Genomic DNA, 15,430 nt, shown 5'->3' on the forward strand with positions numbered 1-15,430 from the left:
CGGCCCGGCCGGACGAGAGGGACGGCAGGTCACGCCTGGGGTTCCCGGTCGTGGGCCGCCTCCGTGACGGTCTGGGGTCCCGCTTCGACGGTCTGGGTTCCCCCTTCCACGAAGACGAACCGTCGGTACGACCAGAACCGGAACAGGGTGCCGAGGCCGGTGCCGACGACGAAGCTGGCGACGTTGTCGGCGAGGGCGGTCTGGAAGACGCCGGGCCAGAGGGCGCCGAGGCCGTACCGGCTGATCGCCAGGCAGGCCACCGCGATGCCCAGGCCGACCGCGTTGAAGAAGAAGAAGAGGGCGTACTCGCGGGCCGGGTTGGAACGTTGGCGGTGCCGCCACGTCCAGAACCGGTTGCCGACGAAGGCGACCGTCGCGGCGATCACGGTGGAGATCGTCTTCGCGGTCACCTGCTCCATGCCCCGGGCGTTGGCCAGGTAGTTGAAGAGGGCGAAGTCGACGAGGAAGGCGACGCTGCCCACGGTCGCGAACTTGCTGAGCTCGCGGACCAGGTGACCGAAGCGGTCGATCAGGGCGCGTATCGCACGCGGGCGGGTCGGCGGGGGGCCCGACTGGTCCCCGGTCATCGTCGCGGCCACCCGCCGAGCGTACCGGTTCCGCCCTCCGGAGGCGGGCACCAACGGTCGACCGGCCGCCCGGCGCGCTGCGGGGCGCGGGCCGGCCGGCGCCGCCGTGAGGTCGACGCGCGCCGGTGAGCACACCGTAACCCGCGGTGCGCCAATTGTGGATGGGGTTGCCGAACGGATGCGGGGCACCCGCCGCGGTGCCGGAGCAGGACCGACCCGAAGCCGCCCGCCAAGCGGAGATCTCGGCGAAGGTTCACTGAAGGATTTGCGTGAAACTGCGCGTGAAAGCGGGTATCAGATCGTGATGCCGCAGCGTGGCCGTACCTTGTGCAGTTCTTCACAACCAGTCCCACTGACTCGCGACGTCGCCCGGTTTACGCTGAGGCCAATCCCAGGTTTCCACGAAGGCGACGCTTCGCGCCGTCCCAACTCGTGCATCCCATAGATCGGTCAGCGTCGACCACAAGGAGATGTGTCATGGTTGCTCCGGCTACCGTTCGGGGTATCGATCAGGCCCCGACGTCCCACCCCGAACTGCTCACCTGGGTCCGAGAAGTAGCGGAACTGACCACCCCGGACCGGGTCGTGTGGGTGGACGGGTCCGACGAGGAGTGGCGCCGCCTCACCGACGAGCTCGTCGACAACGGCACCCTGATCCGGCTCAACCCGGAGAAGAAGCCCAACTCGTTCTACGCCCGCACCGACCCGTCGGACGTCGCCCGGGTCGAGGAGCGCACCTTCATCTGCTCCGTGGACGAGGCGGACGCCGGCCCCACCAACAACTGGATGGCGCCGGCCGAGATGAAGCGGACGATGACCGAGCTGTACCGCGGCTGCATGCGCGGGCGCACCATGTACGTCATCCCGTTCTGCATGGGCCCGGTCGAGGCCGAGAGCCCCATGTTCGGCGTCGAGATCACCGACAGCCCGTACGTGGTGGCCTCGATGCGCATCATGACCCGGATGGGCGCGAAGGTCCTGGAGGCGATGGGCGACGACGCGGACTTCGTCCACGCGCTGCACTCCATCGGCGCACCGCTCGCCCCCGGCCAGCAGGACGTCGCCTGGCCGTGCAACGAGACGAAGTACATCTCCCAGTTCCCGGAGACCCGGGAAATTTGGTCCTTCGGCTCCGGCTACGGCGGCAACTCGCTGCTCGGCAAGAAGTGCTACTCGCTGCGCATCGCCAGCGTGATGGGGCGCGACGAGGGCTGGCTCGCCGAGCACATGCTGATCCTGAAGATCACCTCGCCCGAGGGACGGGTCTACCACGTGGCCGGGGCGTTCCCGTCCGCGTGCGGCAAGACCAACCTGGCCATGCTGGAGCCGACCATCCCGGGCTGGAAGGTCGAGACCATCGGCGACGACATCGCCTGGATGCGCTTCGGCCAGGACGGCCGGCTCTACGCGGTCAACCCGGAGTACGGCCTCTTCGGCGTCGCCCCCGGCACCGACTGGAAGACCAACGCCAACGCCATGCGGACGCTGGACCGCGGCAACTCCGTCTTCACCAACGTCGCCCTCACCGACGACGGCGACATCTGGTGGGAGGGGATGGGCGAGCCGCCGGCGCACCTCATCGACTGGAAGGGCAACGACTGGACGCCGCAGAGCGACAGCCTCTCCTCGCACGCGAACAGCCGGTTCTGCACCCCGATCACCCAGTGCCCGATCCTGTCCGACGACTACTTCGACCCCAACGGCGTGCCGATCGACGCGATCCTGTTCGGCGGCCGCCGCCGGGACACCATCCCACTGGTCACCGAGGCCCGGGACTGGGTGCACGGCGTCTACCTGGGCGCGACGCTGTCCTCGGAGACCACCGCCGCCGCGTCCGGCGCGGTGGGTGTGGTGCGCCGCGACCCGATGGCCATGCTGCCGTTCATCGGCTACAACGCCGGGGACTACTTCCGGCACTGGATCGAGATGGGCAAGGGCACGGACGGCGACGAGTCCAAGCTGCCGAAGGTCTACTACGTCAACTGGTTCCGCAAGGACGCCGAGGGCAGCTTCCTCTGGCCGGGCTTCGGCGAGAACTCGCGGGTGCTCAAGTGGGTCGTCGAGCGGCTGGAGGGCCGGGCCGCCGCGGTGGAGACCCCGATCGGCATGGTCCCGGCGCAGGACGCGCTGGACATCGAGGGCCTCGACATGACCCCGGAGGACGTGCGGATCGCGCTGAAGGTCGACCCGGAGGAGTGGCGCGCGGAGCTGCCGCTGATCACCGAGTGGTTCGAGAAGTTCGGGGACAAGCTCCCCGGCGTGCTCTGGGCCGAGCTGGACGCGCTGCGCGCCCGGCTCGACGCGGAGCAGCCGACGCGGTAGGTGTGATCCGCCCCCGTACGGGGCACAATCTGATTCCATGAGGACGGCCGCCGAGACCCAGGTCCGGCGGCCGTCCGCCGTCCGGGCGCTGACCATCCTGCTCGCCGTGACGGCGGCGGCCACCGTCGTGGTCGAGCTGCTCAACTGGTGGTACGCCCCGGAGCAGGAGTTCGGGCTCGCGGTACGCACCGGCTGGGCGATGCTCCGCTCGCTGGGCTTCCTGGTGCTGATCGGGCACGTCCGCCGGGGCCGCACCGTGGCCAGGCCGTTCGGGCTGATCCTCGCCGTCACCACGGTCTTCGCGGTGGGCCGCCTGGTGGTGCCCCGGCAGGGCGTGCCGCCACTGCCCGGGCTGCTCGGCTTCGCCCTGCTGGCCGCGCTCTGCGTGGCCGTGGTCTGGCTGCTGTACCGCTCGGACGCGGTCGCCGGCCACCTGGTCCGGCACCGCAAGGGCCTGGTCGTCTCCGGCGGGACGATCTCCTGGCGGGAGGTCGCCCCGAAGCGCCCGCCAGTCACCGGCTGGCTGTTGACCAGCCGGGTCGCCGCGTTCACGTACAGCCCGTTGATGCTGGTCCCGGCCCTGGTCGCCACCGGCGCGATCCTGGACGGCCGGTTGGCCGCCGTGCCCGCCGTGCTGTTCTGGTTCGCCGCCGGCATCGGGGTCAGCTACCTCGTGCTGCTCTGCACCGCCTTCCTCATGCGCGGCAAGCGCTGGGCCCGGTCGCTGCTGGTGGCGATCACCCTCGGCGCCCTCGCCGTCGACCTGCCGCTGTGCTGGTGGCTGCTCGGCCTCGACGGACTGGTTCGCGACGGCGGGCCGTTGCTCGCCGCCGCCGCTCTGGCGTTGTACGGGTTGTGGCGTGCCGGCCGGGTCGAGGGACCGGGCGTGCCGGGCTGAGTGCACCGAGCAGGTCGTGGTGCGCCGGCCGGGCGTGCCGGGCTGAGCGCAGGGAGCAGGGGAGGCGGCATGACCGACGAGTACGACGTGGCGGTGGTCGGGGCGGGCCCGGCCGGGGCGGCCGCCGCGCTGGCGGCCCGCCGGGCCGGGGCCCGGGTGCTGCTGCTGGACCGGGCCGACTTCCCCCGGGACAAGACGTGCGGGGACGGCATCGCCGCGCACGCGCTGGACGTCCTCGCCGGGCTGGGCGTCACCGACGCCGTCGACGGATACGCCCCGCTGCCCCGGCTGCGACTGGTCGGGCCCGGGGGTGGCGCGGTGGCCCGGCCGCTGCCCCGGCCCGCGTACACGGTGCCCCGGAAGGTCTTCGACGCCCGGCTGGTGGCGGCGGCGGTGGCGGCCGGCGCGGAGCTGCGCCGGCACACGGTGCGCCGGGTCGAGGCGCGCGACGGGCGGGTGGTGCTCGACGGCGACATCGCCGCGCGGGCGGTGGTCGGCGCGGACGGGGCCGGGTCGGTGGTCCGCCGGGCGCTCGGCCACCCGCCGAACCCGGACCGCCATCTGGCGCTGGCCGTCCGGGGGTACGCCCCGGCCCTGCCGGGCCCGCCCGAGCAGCTCATCGTCACCTCGGCGCCGCGCTGGCCGGCGTACGCGTGGTCGTTTCCGATCGGCGACGGGCGGGCGAACGTCGGGTACGGGGAGGTGCTGCGGGGCGAGCCGCTGACCCGCGCCCACCTGCTGGACCGGCTGGCCGCGCTGCTGCCCGGCACCGACCCGGCCAGGGTGACCGCCCTGCGCGCCCACCACCTGCCGCTGTCCACCCACCGCCCGTCGCCGGGCCGGGGTCGGCTGGTGCTCGCCGGGGACGCGCTGTCGCTGATCAACCCGTTCACCGGGGAGGGGATCTTCTACGCGCTGCTCTCCGGCGCGCTGGCCGGCGTGGCGGCGGCCGGCGACCCGGGCGGGGCCGCCCGACGGTACGCCGACGCTTTGCGCCGTCGGCTCGGCACCCACCTGCGGCACAGCTCGGCGGCGGCCCGGCTGGCCCGGCGGCGGTGGGTGGTCGACGGGGCGGTACGCGCGGCCCGCCGTGACGAGCGGGTCTTCGGCACCGTCGTCGAGTTGGGCCTCGGCGACGGCCGGCTGGACGCACGCACCCTTGCGATGATCGGCATCGGTATCTCGGGCCGGGATGGGCCACCGGGGGACTGATCGAGGGGGCGGGTCGCTACTCTGCAAGGTGATGACTCTGCGGAACCTCCTCTACTCCGTGTACGAGCGGCGACTGACGGCCAAGCTCGCGGGCACGCCGGTGCCTCGGCACGTGGGCGTGATGTGCGACGGAAACCGCCGTTGGGCCCGGGAGATGGGCTTCGTCGACCCCAACGACGGGCACCGGATGGGCGCCGAGCGGATCAAGGAGCTGTTGCGCTGGTGTGACGCCGCCGGGGTGGGACACGTGACCCTCTGGCTGCTCTCCACCGACAACCTGTCCCGCCCGGCGGAGGAACTGGACCCGCTGCTCCAGATCATCGAGGACCTGAGCACCGAGCTGGCCGAGGAGGGGAACCCCTGGCGGCTGCGGATGGTCGGCGCGCTCGACGTCCTGCCGGCGCAGCACGCGGCGGCGCTCAAGGCGGCCGAGGAGCGGACCCGGGGACGCGTCGGCGGCGCCCAGGTCAACATCGCCGTCGGGTACGGCGGCCGGCGTGAGATCGCCGACGCGGTCCGCTCGCTGCTGCTGGAGCACGCCGCGGCCGGCGGCACCATCGAGGAACTGGCCGAGGCGTTGGACGTCGAGCACATCTCCGAGCACCTCTACACCCGCGGCCTGCCGGACCCGGACCTGATCATCCGGACCAGCGGTGAGCAGCGGTTGTCGGGCTTCATGCTGTGGCAGTCGGCCCACTCGGAGTTCTACTTTTGCGAGCTGAACTGGCCGGACTTCCGCCGGGTCGACTTCCTCCGCGCGCTGCGCTCGTACGCCACCCGCCAGCGCCGGTTCGGCGGCTGACCCGCCCCTTCCCCGCGATCTTGCACTCGTGGCCCCTGTTCCGTCCGCTTTGTCGGCCCTGTCCGGGCCGAGAGTGCAAGATCGGCGGGGTGGGCGTCAGCGGAGGTGGGGGAGGGCCTCGGTGAGGAAGTCGCCGAGGGCGGCGGGGGAGTCGATCGTCAGGTCGGCGGCCTCGGCGACCTCGTGGCCGGTCTCCGGGTTCGCCACTGCCACGCAGACCCCGAGGAACTCCGGGTCCGCCGCCGCGCGGGCGCGCAGCGCCGCGAACGCCTTGATGTCGGAGACGTCGTCGCCGAAGTACCAGGCGCCGCCGGCGTCCCGGACGACCTCGCCGATGACCATGCCCTTGTCCCGGTCGACCGGCGGCTTGATCTCCAGCACCATCCGGCCGGCCTGGACGCGTAGGCCGAGCCGCTCGGCCTGTGCCCGGCCCCATTCCTGCACGGCCGCGCCGAGCTGCGGGGCGGTGCGCCAGTGCAGCGCCACGGAGAGCCGCTTGAACTCGACCAGCGCCCCGGCCGGCAGTTCGGCGCGGGCGAGGTCGGCCAGTTCCCGCATGGTCGGCACCCAGGGCAGCGCCGCCGGCTCGGTGACCGTCTCGCCGCCGGAGTGGCTGTGCTCCAGCCCGTAGAGGCCGTAGAGGTCGACGCCGTCCAGCCCGCCGAGGTGGTCGCGGAGGAACTCCACCGGCCGGGCGGAGACGATCGCGATCCGGCGGACCAGCGGCGCGAGGGCCTCGATCGCGGCCAGCACCTTCGGGGCCGGCAGGACCGCCGTCGGGTCGTCGTCGACGGGCGCGAGTGTGCCGTCGAAGTCGAAGAAGAGGACGGTGTCGGCCACCCGGCCGGCTGTCGCCCGCCAGGCCTGGCCGGCGTCCAACGGGATCTTCGGTTGCTGGTTGCCCAGATTCGACGGCGGCACGGGCGAAAGCGTACCCCGGAGTGGGCGGCGTATTCGTGGTCGAGACGAGTCTCCCGGCCCGGTCCAGGTCAGCGTTCGGCGGCTCCCCGACCCCGGCGTCCGAACGGCACCACCTCGGCGTCCTGGCCGTGGCTGAGCAGGTAGCCCTCCACGAAACCGGTGTTCCGGTCGCCGGTGCGCGCCTCGATCTCGTTGAGCCGGGCCACCAGGAACTCGGTGAGCGCGCTGAGCCGGTCGTTGAGCCGGTCGTTCAGCTCGGCGACGACGGCCAGGACGACCGCCGTGCCGGCGGTGGTGAGCGCGAGGACGTTGGCGACCACGGGAAGCTGCCCGCCGTCGACCACGCCGATCACCAGGTTGCCGGTCACGGCCGATGTCAGGGACACCACCGCGACCACGACTGCCAACCACTTCAGGGTCATGGACAGACCCCTCCTTCTGTCCCGCAGGGCTGGGTTTCGGCCTTGTCCCGTCCCCCCGCCGACGACGAGCCCAAGCAGTACGAATAGGGACGCTAGCGCTCCCGTTCTTCCCCCGAAGGCAAACGATTGGGTTCGACCTGCCGTTATTTCGCCATCTGAGGAACTAGCCCGCCCGATTACTCCTTTTTCGGACATCGGTAGCAAGAGTTGGGCGATAAGCGAGGTAACGAATGGTTTCTCGGATGTGGAATTTCTCCGCGTCCGACACGTTCGGGTCGATCAGCCGGCGCAGCAGCGCCTCCACGTCCGGGTCCATCGGGGGCGGGCCGGGCACGGGGCGCGGGGTGGTCGCCCGGTCCCAGCCCAGCGCCGCGAAGGCGGCCGTCGGCTTGAGACCGAGACCCTCGCAGAAGGCGACCACCCGCTCGGCCTCCGGGTCGCTGACCCAGTCCCCCCGGACCCAGCGGTTGACGGTCTGGCGGGAGACGCCGGTGCGCCGGGAGACCTCGGTGCCGCTCCAGGCGCGCATGGCCCGGGCGTCGTCGAGGGCCCGGCGGACGAAGGCGGCGAAGGCGATCTTCCGGGCCTGAGCGCTCTCGGTCACTCCGTGACGGTACGACCACTCACGTCCGGTCTGGTCGCCGGGCGCGCATGTGTCACGTGAGTGAGACACACGTACGGCGCGTCAATTGACCGTTCCGCGCCGTTTCCCGAGGCCCTCACCTGGGCAGAATGGCTGCCGGTCAGTGCCGATACGATCGGACGAAAAGCTGATACTGTCACGTTCATGGGACAATCTACCGTGTGTCGCGTGCCTGAGACGGTTGGTGCTCGCATGCGTCCCTCACCCGGTACGAGGGAGGCGTGGTGACCGAACTCGCCACCCGCGCCCAGGCCTTCGGCCTGATCGCGGAGGGGGTGGCCGCCGGGCTGAGCGCGCCGTGGCGCCTCTACCTCGCCCGGGGCTGCCGTTTTCTGTCGCTGAACGTGGGGGACCGGGCGGAGTGGACCGCCTGGCGGACCCATCTCGGCTGCCCGGAGCTCAGCGTCCGGGTCTACGACGCCGGCGGCGAGATCCGCCGCTCCTCGGTCGCCGAGGTGGTCCTGGACGGTTGCCGGATCAGCGTCGAACTGACCGAGGAGGTCAGCACCGACGACCTGGACCAACTGCTGGCCACCGACCCCACCTTCGTCGAGCCGGAGGAACGGTGAACGCCCTGCCGCCCCGCCGGGGAGCCACTCCGTCCCGCCGCGCAGCCGCCCCGCCGCCCCGCCGGGGAGCCGCCGGATGAGTCCCTTCCTCGCGGTCTTCCTCGTCCTCGTCCTCGGGTCGACCAGTTACGCGGCCGGCCGGCTGCACGGTCAGCTCAGCTATCGGATCGGCTACCGCTTCGGCTACCGGCAGGGGTACTTCGACGGCGACCGAGGCGCCTGGAACCGGCGCCGCCGGGAGGCGCAGGCGGCCATCGCCTCCGCCCTGGCTGGCCCGCCGCCGACCCGCGACCGGAGCGGACAGGTAGCCCAACAGGGCACCACCTACACCGGCTCGTCCTTTGCCACCCCGTCCCGTGGGGGCGCCGTGGCGGTCGCCGCGCCGGCCTCCGCGAGCGGGCGGCACCCCACCGGCGCCCTGATCCGATGGCAGGGCTGACCCGGCCCGACCGCCCGCCGGCCCCCGTCGGGCAGGGGGAGGGCGGACCCTCCGACCGCAGGCCGGTAGGAGGGGCGGACCCGCCGGCTCCGGCCGGAGCGGCACGAGCACGGTGCGCCGTCCGCGGCGGGCGCGCACCGGCGGGGCCACGTCAGACCGGTGACTGTGGTCCCACCGGCCGGGATGCGCGCAGGGGGCATGCATCCCGGCCGGTCCACCGGGCCTGCCCGCCGGCCCGTCGCCGGAGATCCAGTCGGCAACCTCTAGCCGGGAGGCCCCGGCGGGGCTAGCGTCTAGTCATGGCACGGGGCTCCCCCGAGCCAGCCGGCCAGCCCGGATCTGCGACCTTGCGCACGGGCCCGCATCCGACCCCGTGTCTCCGGGCACCGGACGAGGCGGAACGCGGATGGCCGGGTGCCCATCCGCCGGAGCAGGCCTGTGACGACTCGCCGTACCCCCGCCGGTGCCGACCAGACCCCGGCCGCGACTGCCACGACCCGCCGCGCCACCCGGAGCCGCCGCGCGGCCGCCCCGGTCGAGCCCGAGGAGCCCCGACCAGCCGGCCAGGCGTTCGTCCTGGACACCTCGGTCCTGCTCTCGGACCCGGCGGCGTTCCACCGGTTCGCCGAGCACGAGGTGGTGCTGCCCCTCGTGGTCATCTCCGAATTGGAGGGCAAGCGCCACCACCCGGAGCTGGGCTGGTTCGCCCGGCAGTCGCTGCGCATGCTGGACGAGCTGCGCGTACGCCACGGCCGGCTGGACCGGCCGGTGCCCGCCAACGACGACGGCGGCACCCTGCGGGTGGAGCTGAACCACACCGACGACGGAGTGCTGCCGCCCGGCTTCCGCAACGAGTCCAACGACGCCCGGATCCTCTCGGTCGCGCTCAACCTCGCCGCCGAGGGGCGGGAGGTGACCCTGGTCAGCAAGGACATGCCGCTGCGGGTGAAGGCGGCCTCGGTCGGGCTGCACGCCGACGAGTACCGGCACGGGCAGGCCAGCGACCCGACCTGGACGGGGATGGCCGAGCTGGAGTTGGGCGAGGACGAGATCGGTCGGCTCTACGCGGGGGAGGCCCTGGACGTGGACGCCGCGGCCGGGCTGTCCTGCCACACCGGGCTGGTGCTGCAATCCACGCGCGGCTCCGCGCTGGGCCGGGTGCTGCCCGACAAGACGGTCCGGCTGGTGCGGGGCGACCGGGAGGCGTTCGGCGTGCACGGCCGCTCGGCCGAGCAGCGGATCGCCCTCGACCTGCTGCTGGACGAGTCGATCGGGATCGTCTCGCTGGGCGGACGGGCCGGCACCGGCAAGTCGGCGCTGGCCCTGTGCGCCGGCCTGGAGGCCGTGATGGAGCGGCGTCGGCACAAGAAGGTGGTCGTCTTCCGCCCGCTCTACGCCGTCGGCGGCCAGGAACTGGGCTACCTGCCCGGCTCGGAAACCGAGAAGATGTCGCCCTGGGCGCAGGCGGTCTTCGACACCCTCGGTTCGGTGGTGCACGAGAACGTGCTGGAGGAGGTCATGGCCCGGGGGATCCTGGAGGTCCTGCCGCTCACCCACATCCGGGGCCGCAGCCTGCACGACGCCTTCGTCATCGTGGACGAGGCCCAGTCGCTGGAGCGGGGCGTGCTGCTCACCGTGCTGTCCCGGATCGGCCAGGGGTCGCGGGTGGTCCTCACCCACGACGTCGCCCAGCGGGACAACCTGCGGGTGGGGCGGCACGACGGGGTGACCGCCGTGATCGAGGCGCTCAGGGGCCATCCCCTGTTCGCGCACATCACGCTCACCCGGTCCGAGCGGTCGCCCATCGCGGCGATGGTGACCGACCTGTTGGAGGGCATTCCGGTCTGATCACGGCGCTTGTCCGTTAAGTGGCAACTCATCCCTATTCCAGCTGTGGCCCAAGTCACAATTGGGGCGGACGGTTTCCCATCGGTCCCGCCGTGCGCAATGGTGTCCAACGAGCGTCCACGTACCGGGAAGATCGTCCGCCGTCGTCGATGGCGGGGCGGACGGAACCCGGGTGCGTCGGCTGCGACCGGCAGGGTCGGGGCGCTTGCGACGCGGGTCGACCCTCCGCGGGTCGGGGCTGCGTCGTGTTCCTTGCCCCCGACGAAGGGACCACTTCGTGAGTCGGCTGTGGAGCCGGTTCGGCGCCCGTACCGCCGCCGTCGCACTGCTCTCTGTGGGCGTTGCCGGCGGCTTCTATCTGGGCGAAGACCGAGAAACCCAGCAACAGGGCCTGACCGCGCAGGTCGGCCTCCAGATCGACCAGGCCGAGTACGACTACCAGCGCGAGCGGCAGGCCGAGCACCGGGTCAGCTCCGCCAAGCAGCGCGCAGCGGAGTACCAGGCCAAGCTGCGCGCCGCCGAGGCGGCGAAGGAGGCCGCCGAGCGGGCCCGTGCGGCCGAGGTCGCCGCGGCGTCCCGCAAGAAGGAGCGCGAGGCGGCGGCGAAGAAGGCCGCCGAGGAGTCGGCGGCGGCCAAGGCGAGCAAGCCGTACGACGGCCCGATCCCGGCCTCGTGCAGCGAGTACGGCGGCAATCGGAAGATCGGCTGCGCGCTGATGCTCGACGCCGGATTCGGCATCGACCAGTTCCCGTGCCTGGAGAAGCTCTGGACCAAGGAGAGCGGCTGGAACCACAAGGCCCGCAATTCCTCCTCCGGCGCGTACGGCATCCCCCAGTCGCTGCCGGGCAGCAAGATGGGCTCGGTCGCCAGTGACTGGCAGACCAACCCGGCCACCCAGATCAAGTGGGGCCTCGGCTACATCAAGGGCCGGTACAACAGCCCCTGTGGCGCGTGGAGCCACTTCCAGAACAACGGCTCGTACTGACCGACGAGGCATAGCGGCGGCGGGGATGCGGGCGTCCGCACCCCCGCCGCCGTCGTCGTACCGGGCTCCGTCGCGCCCACGGGTGGCGGTCGGCGGGGTTTGCTGGTAGCTCTGGGGGGTGACCCTGCACAGCGACCTCCCGGGCGGCGACCCGCGACGCTTCGGCACCGGGGCCTTCTACGCCTCGATCGGCCGCGCCTTCGTCGCCATGTGCGCGGTCGTGCCGGTCCTCTTCCTGATCGAGGGCCTCGACGCCGGCCTCGGCATCGACCTCGACCTCGCCGCCGGCATCATCCCGCGCCGCATCGACGGGCTGGACGGGGTGTTCTTCTCGCCGTTCCTGCACGCCGACTTCAACCACCTCTACAGCAACAGCGTGCCGCTGATTCTGCTCGGCACGTTCGTGCTCGCCGCCGGCTTCCGGCGCTTCCTCTGGTCCACCCTGGTCGTCGTGCTGGTCAGCGGGCTGGGCGTGTGGTTCACCGGCTCGCCGAACTCGGTCGTGGTCGGGGCCAGCGGGGTCATCTTCGGCTACCTGGGCATCCTGCTCACCAGGGGCGTGGTCGAGCGGAGCTGGTGGAACTTCGGGGTGGTGCTGCTGGTCGGCCTGCTCTACGGCTGGCAACTGCTGGGCATCCTCCCCACCGACGAGCGGATCTCCTGGCAGGGTCACCTCTTCGGGCTGGTCGGTGGCGTGGTCGCCGCGATCCTGTTCCGGCACCGCCGCCGGGCCGGGTCCGACCTGGACGCCCCGCTCACCCTGCCCTGACGCGGCGCCTTCCCCTGCCGCCCGGGTGCGGCACATCGGTGTGGGACGTGCTTGCCCTGGTCCCCTGCCGGGCCTACCGTCGGCACCAGCACACCGTGATTCGTCAGCGGAAAGTGACGGTACGTCATGTCCGAGGTGGATGTCGCAGTGATCGGTGCCGGTCCGACGGGGCTCTTCGCCGCGTACTACGCCGGGTTCCGAGGGCTTTCCGTGGCGGTGGTCGACGCGCTGCCCGAGGCCGGTGGCCAGATCACCGCGATGTACCCGGAGAAGCTGATCCTCGACGTGGCCGGCTTCCCGGCGGTCAAGGGCCGGGACCTGGTGGCCAACCTGGTCGCCCAGGCCGCCCCGTTCCACCCGCGGTACCTGCTCGGCACCCGGGCCGAGAAGCTGTCCCACGCCGACGGGCGGCCGGTGCTCGGCCTCGCCGGCGGCCAGCAGCTCTCCTGCGGCGCGGTGGTCGTCACCGGCGGTCTGGGCAGCTTCAGCCCGCGTCCGCTGCCGGTGGCCGACAGCTTCACCGGCGCCGGGGTCGTCTACTTCGTGCCGGAACCCGCCGCGCTGGCCGCCCGGGACGTGCTGATCGTCGGCGGCGGCGACTCGGCGTTCGACTGGGCGCTGGCGTTGCAACCGCTGGCCCGCTCGGTGACGTTGGTGCATCGGCGGGAGAGGTTCCGCGCCCACGCCGGCACCGTCGCCCGGGTGCGGGAGCTGCCCGTCCGGGTCATCGTCAACGCCGAGGTCACCTGCCTGCACGGGGGCGGCACGGTGACCGGCGCCGAGATCACCGTACGGGGCGGCGGGGCCGAGACGCTGCCGGTCGACACGGTGGTGGCCGCGCTCGGCTTCACGGCCGACCTGGGCCCGATCGCCGAGTGGGGGCTGCGACTGGACCGCCGGCACATCGTGGTGGACAGCGCGATGGCGACCAACCTGCCCCGGGTGTTCGCGGCCGGCGACATCACCGAGTACCCGGGCAAGGTCCGGCTGATCGCCACGGGCTTCGGCGAGGCGGCCACCGCGGTCAACAACGCCGCCGTGGCGATCGACCCGTCGGCCCACCTCTTCCCCGGCCACTCCTCCGACCCCACCTAACCCCCACCCCACCCCACCCCCCCACGCGTCGATCTTGCAGTGGCGGCCCGGGCGAAGGGTGCACAAGGGGCGAACCGGGGGCCGGAAGTGCAAGATCGCGGGGTGGGTGGGTCAGCGGGGGAGGCCGACGAGGTCGGCCATCAGGGCGGTCTGGTGGTCGAAGTACTCGTCGCGGTGCGGGAGCGAGCGGTTGATCCGGCCGAACAACTCGAAGCTGATCAGCCCGAAGAGCTGGGTCCAGCCGGCCATCCCCCGGGCGAGCAACGCCTCCGGCAGCCCGGGGACGAGGGCGTCGGCGACCTCCACGAGGTCCGTCCGGAGCGGCTCCGGCAGTTCCCCCGGGTCGGGGGCGGAGAGTAGCCCGGCGGCCACGCCGTCGCGCAGGATGCCGACCAGGATGGCCGGCGGGCGCTGGGCCGGCCCCACGGTGTCGTCCGGGGCGGCGTACCCGGGGACCGGGCTGCCGTAGAGCAGCGCGTACTCGGCGGGGTGGGCCAGGGCCCAGTCGCGGGCCGCCCGGCACGCCGCGTGCCAGCGCCCCCGCAGGTCGAGCCGGTCCGCGCCCGCGTCGGCCGACTCCACCGCCGCCCCCAGCGTGTCGTACGCATCGATGATCAGCGCGGTGAGCAGGTCGTCCCGGCTCGGGAAGTAGCGGTAGATCGCCGAGGACACCATCCCCATGTCCCGGGCCACCGCCCGCAGGCTGAGGTTCGCCCCGTCGTCGGCGAGGTGCCGGCGGGCGACGGCCTTGATCTCGTCGAGCATCTCGGCGCGGACCCGGGCGCGGATCGAGGAGGCGGGCATGGTCCTCACTCTGCCATAGTCGAGAGCGGCCATCAAAACAGAGAGCACTGCTCTTGACGAACGGCCGGGCCGGGCGGCATGCTGGGCGGGCCACAAACGAGAGCAGTGCTCTCTAGTCGTACTCATGCTTCGAAAGGTGATCTGTGATGTCGCTGCATCTGATCGTCGGCGCCGGGCCCGTCGGCACCGCCACCGCCCGTCTCCTCGCGGCCGCCGGCGAGCGGGTCCGGGTGGTCACCCGGCGCGGGACCGGCCCGGACCACCCGGGCGTCGAGCGGGTCGCCGCCGACGCCGCCGACCCCGACCGGCTCGCCGCCCTCGCCGAGGGCGCGGTCGCCCTCTACAACTGCGCCAACCCGGCGTACCACCGCTGGTCGATCGACTGGCCGCCGCTGGCCGCCGCGCTGCTCGCCGCCGCCGGGCGCACCGACGCCGTGCTCGCTACGGTCGGCAACCTCTACGGGTACGGGCCGGTCGACGGCCCGATGACCGAGGCGACCCCGCCCGCGGCCCCCGGCACGAAAGGGCGGGTCCGCAACCGGATGTGGGCCGAGGCGCTGGCCGCCCACCGCGCGGGCCAGGCCCGGGTGACCGAGGTGCGCGGCTCCGACTACCTGGGCGCCGGTGCCACCTCGCTGCCGATGATGATGCTGCCCGGGGTGCTCGCCGGCCGCCGGGTGGTGCTGCCCGTCGACTTCGACGCCCCGCACACCTGGACGTACGTCGACGACGTCGCCCGTACCCTGGTGGCGGCCGCCGCCGACGAGCGCGCCTGGGGCCGGGCCTGGCACGTGCCCAGCCCGCCCGCAGTCTCCGCCCGCGAGCTGGCCACCCGGGCCGCCGCCCTGGCCGGTGCCCCCGCCCCGAAGCTCACCCGGCTGCCGTACCCGGCGCTCTGGCTGGGCGGGCTGGTCAACCCGTTCGCCCGGGAGCTGCGGGAGACCGCCTACCAGTTCGACCGGCCGTACCTGCTCGACTCGACCGCGGCCACCGCCACGCTCGGCCTCGCGCCGACCCCGCTGGACCGGGCGCTCGCCGAGACCGTCGCGGCCCTGCGCGGCGTCACCCCGCCCGTCGGCCGGACGCCGGCCGGTGACCGTCAACCCTGAGCCGA

At 72.8% G+C, this 15,430-nt stretch carries 16 protein-coding genes and 1 pseudogene; 11 read left to right on the forward strand and 6 right to left on the reverse strand.

The window, feature by feature from the left end:
• Positions 1 to 29: 29 nt before the first annotated feature.
• Both GVV04_RS34345 and GVV04_RS34350 read right to left on the reverse strand, forming a co-directional pair.
• Positions 30 to 587, reverse strand: a complete 558-nt coding sequence (locus GVV04_RS34345; RefSeq protein ID WP_161688319.1) for a GtrA family protein — start codon at positions 585 to 587, stop codon at positions 30 to 32.
• Between the two features lie 245 nt (positions 588 to 832).
• Positions 833 to 928: pseudogene (locus tag GVV04_RS34350) on the reverse strand (GtrA family protein); the annotation flags it as partial.
• A gap of 136 nt (positions 929 to 1,064) precedes the next feature.
• On the opposite strand from GVV04_RS34350, the gene GVV04_RS10315 reads away from it, so the two are divergent.
• From GVV04_RS10315 to GVV04_RS10330, 4 genes are all read left to right on the forward strand, one after another.
• Complete coding sequence (locus GVV04_RS10315; RefSeq protein WP_161687029.1) at positions 1,065 to 2,909, forward strand: phosphoenolpyruvate carboxykinase (GTP); 1,845 nt, start codon at positions 1,065 to 1,067, stop codon at positions 2,907 to 2,909.
• A 37-nt stretch (positions 2,910 to 2,946) separates the two neighbouring features.
• Positions 2,947 to 3,807: a hypothetical protein gene (locus GVV04_RS10320; RefSeq protein WP_161687031.1), complete on the forward strand. Its 861-nt coding sequence runs from the start codon at positions 2,947 to 2,949 to the stop codon at positions 3,805 to 3,807.
• A 69-nt stretch (positions 3,808 to 3,876) separates the two neighbouring features.
• Complete coding sequence (locus GVV04_RS10325) at positions 3,877 to 5,019, forward strand: geranylgeranyl reductase family protein (protein WP_161687033.1); 1,143 nt, start codon at positions 3,877 to 3,879, stop codon at positions 5,017 to 5,019.
• Positions 5,020 to 5,050: 31 nt separating this feature from the next.
• A complete protein-coding gene (locus GVV04_RS10330; RefSeq protein WP_161687035.1) occupies positions 5,051 to 5,821 on the forward strand; it encodes an isoprenyl transferase in 771 nt (256 codons plus the stop codon).
• A gap of 96 nt (positions 5,822 to 5,917) precedes the next feature.
• Here GVV04_RS10330 and otsB read toward each other — a convergent pair whose 3' ends face one another.
• The 3 genes from otsB to GVV04_RS10345 all read right to left on the reverse strand — a co-directional run bounded on the left by otsB (position 5,918) and on the right by GVV04_RS10345 (position 7,768).
• Positions 5,918 to 6,742, reverse strand: a complete 825-nt coding sequence (otsB, locus tag GVV04_RS10335; protein WP_161687037.1) for a trehalose-phosphatase — start codon at positions 6,740 to 6,742, stop codon at positions 5,918 to 5,920.
• Positions 6,743 to 6,810: 68 nt separating this feature from the next.
• Complete coding sequence (locus tag GVV04_RS10340) at positions 6,811 to 7,164, reverse strand: hypothetical protein (protein ID WP_161687039.1); 354 nt, start codon at positions 7,162 to 7,164, stop codon at positions 6,811 to 6,813.
• Between the two features lie 163 nt (positions 7,165 to 7,327).
• Positions 7,328 to 7,768 (reverse strand): helix-turn-helix domain-containing protein, encoded by a 441-nt coding sequence (locus GVV04_RS10345; RefSeq protein ID WP_161687041.1) that lies wholly within the window; start codon positions 7,766 to 7,768, stop codon positions 7,328 to 7,330.
• A gap of 263 nt (positions 7,769 to 8,031) precedes the next feature.
• On the opposite strand from GVV04_RS10345, the gene GVV04_RS10350 reads away from it, so the two are divergent.
• The 6 genes from GVV04_RS10350 (at position 8,032) to GVV04_RS10375 (ending at position 13,512) form a co-directional block, all read left to right on the forward strand.
• The gene (locus tag GVV04_RS10350; protein WP_161687043.1) at positions 8,032 to 8,376 is read left to right on the forward strand and encodes a hypothetical protein; all 345 of its coding nucleotides are present in this window, start codon (positions 8,032 to 8,034) and stop codon (positions 8,374 to 8,376) included.
• A gap of 76 nt (positions 8,377 to 8,452) precedes the next feature.
• The gene (locus GVV04_RS10355) at positions 8,453 to 8,815 is read left to right on the forward strand and encodes a hypothetical protein (protein WP_161687045.1); all 363 of its coding nucleotides are present in this window, start codon (positions 8,453 to 8,455) and stop codon (positions 8,813 to 8,815) included.
• Positions 8,816 to 9,253: 438 nt separating this feature from the next.
• Positions 9,254 to 10,663: a PhoH family protein gene (locus GVV04_RS10360; RefSeq protein ID WP_161687047.1), complete on the forward strand. Its 1,410-nt coding sequence runs from the start codon at positions 9,254 to 9,256 to the stop codon at positions 10,661 to 10,663.
• Between the two features lie 277 nt (positions 10,664 to 10,940).
• Entirely contained in the window at positions 10,941 to 11,648 is a 708-nt protein-coding gene (locus tag GVV04_RS10365) for an aggregation-promoting factor C-terminal-like domain-containing protein (protein ID WP_161687049.1), read from the forward strand.
• Positions 11,649 to 11,766: 118 nt separating this feature from the next.
• A complete protein-coding gene (locus tag GVV04_RS10370) occupies positions 11,767 to 12,417 on the forward strand; it encodes a rhomboid family intramembrane serine protease (RefSeq protein WP_161687051.1) in 651 nt (216 codons plus the stop codon).
• 126 nt (positions 12,418 to 12,543) lie between these two features.
• On the forward strand, positions 12,544 to 13,512 hold the full coding sequence (locus GVV04_RS10375) for an NAD(P)/FAD-dependent oxidoreductase (protein ID WP_161687053.1): 969 nt from the start codon (positions 12,544 to 12,546) through the stop codon (positions 13,510 to 13,512).
• 111 nt (positions 13,513 to 13,623) lie between these two features.
• On the opposite strand, the gene GVV04_RS10380 is transcribed toward GVV04_RS10375, so the two are convergent.
• Positions 13,624 to 14,316, reverse strand: a complete 693-nt coding sequence (locus GVV04_RS10380; protein ID WP_161687055.1) for a TetR/AcrR family transcriptional regulator — start codon at positions 14,314 to 14,316, stop codon at positions 13,624 to 13,626.
• A 146-nt stretch (positions 14,317 to 14,462) separates the two neighbouring features.
• Between GVV04_RS10380 and GVV04_RS10385 the strand changes: the two genes are divergently transcribed.
• Positions 14,463 to 15,425: an NAD-dependent epimerase/dehydratase family protein gene (locus GVV04_RS10385; protein ID WP_161687057.1), complete on the forward strand. Its 963-nt coding sequence runs from the start codon at positions 14,463 to 14,465 to the stop codon at positions 15,423 to 15,425.
• Positions 15,426 to 15,430: the final 5 nt, after the last annotated feature.

Origin of the sequence: Micromonospora rubida (assembly GCF_009908295.1) — a bacterium.
Classification (GTDB): domain Bacteria; phylum Actinomycetota; class Actinomycetes; order Mycobacteriales; family Micromonosporaceae; genus Micromonospora; species Micromonospora rubida.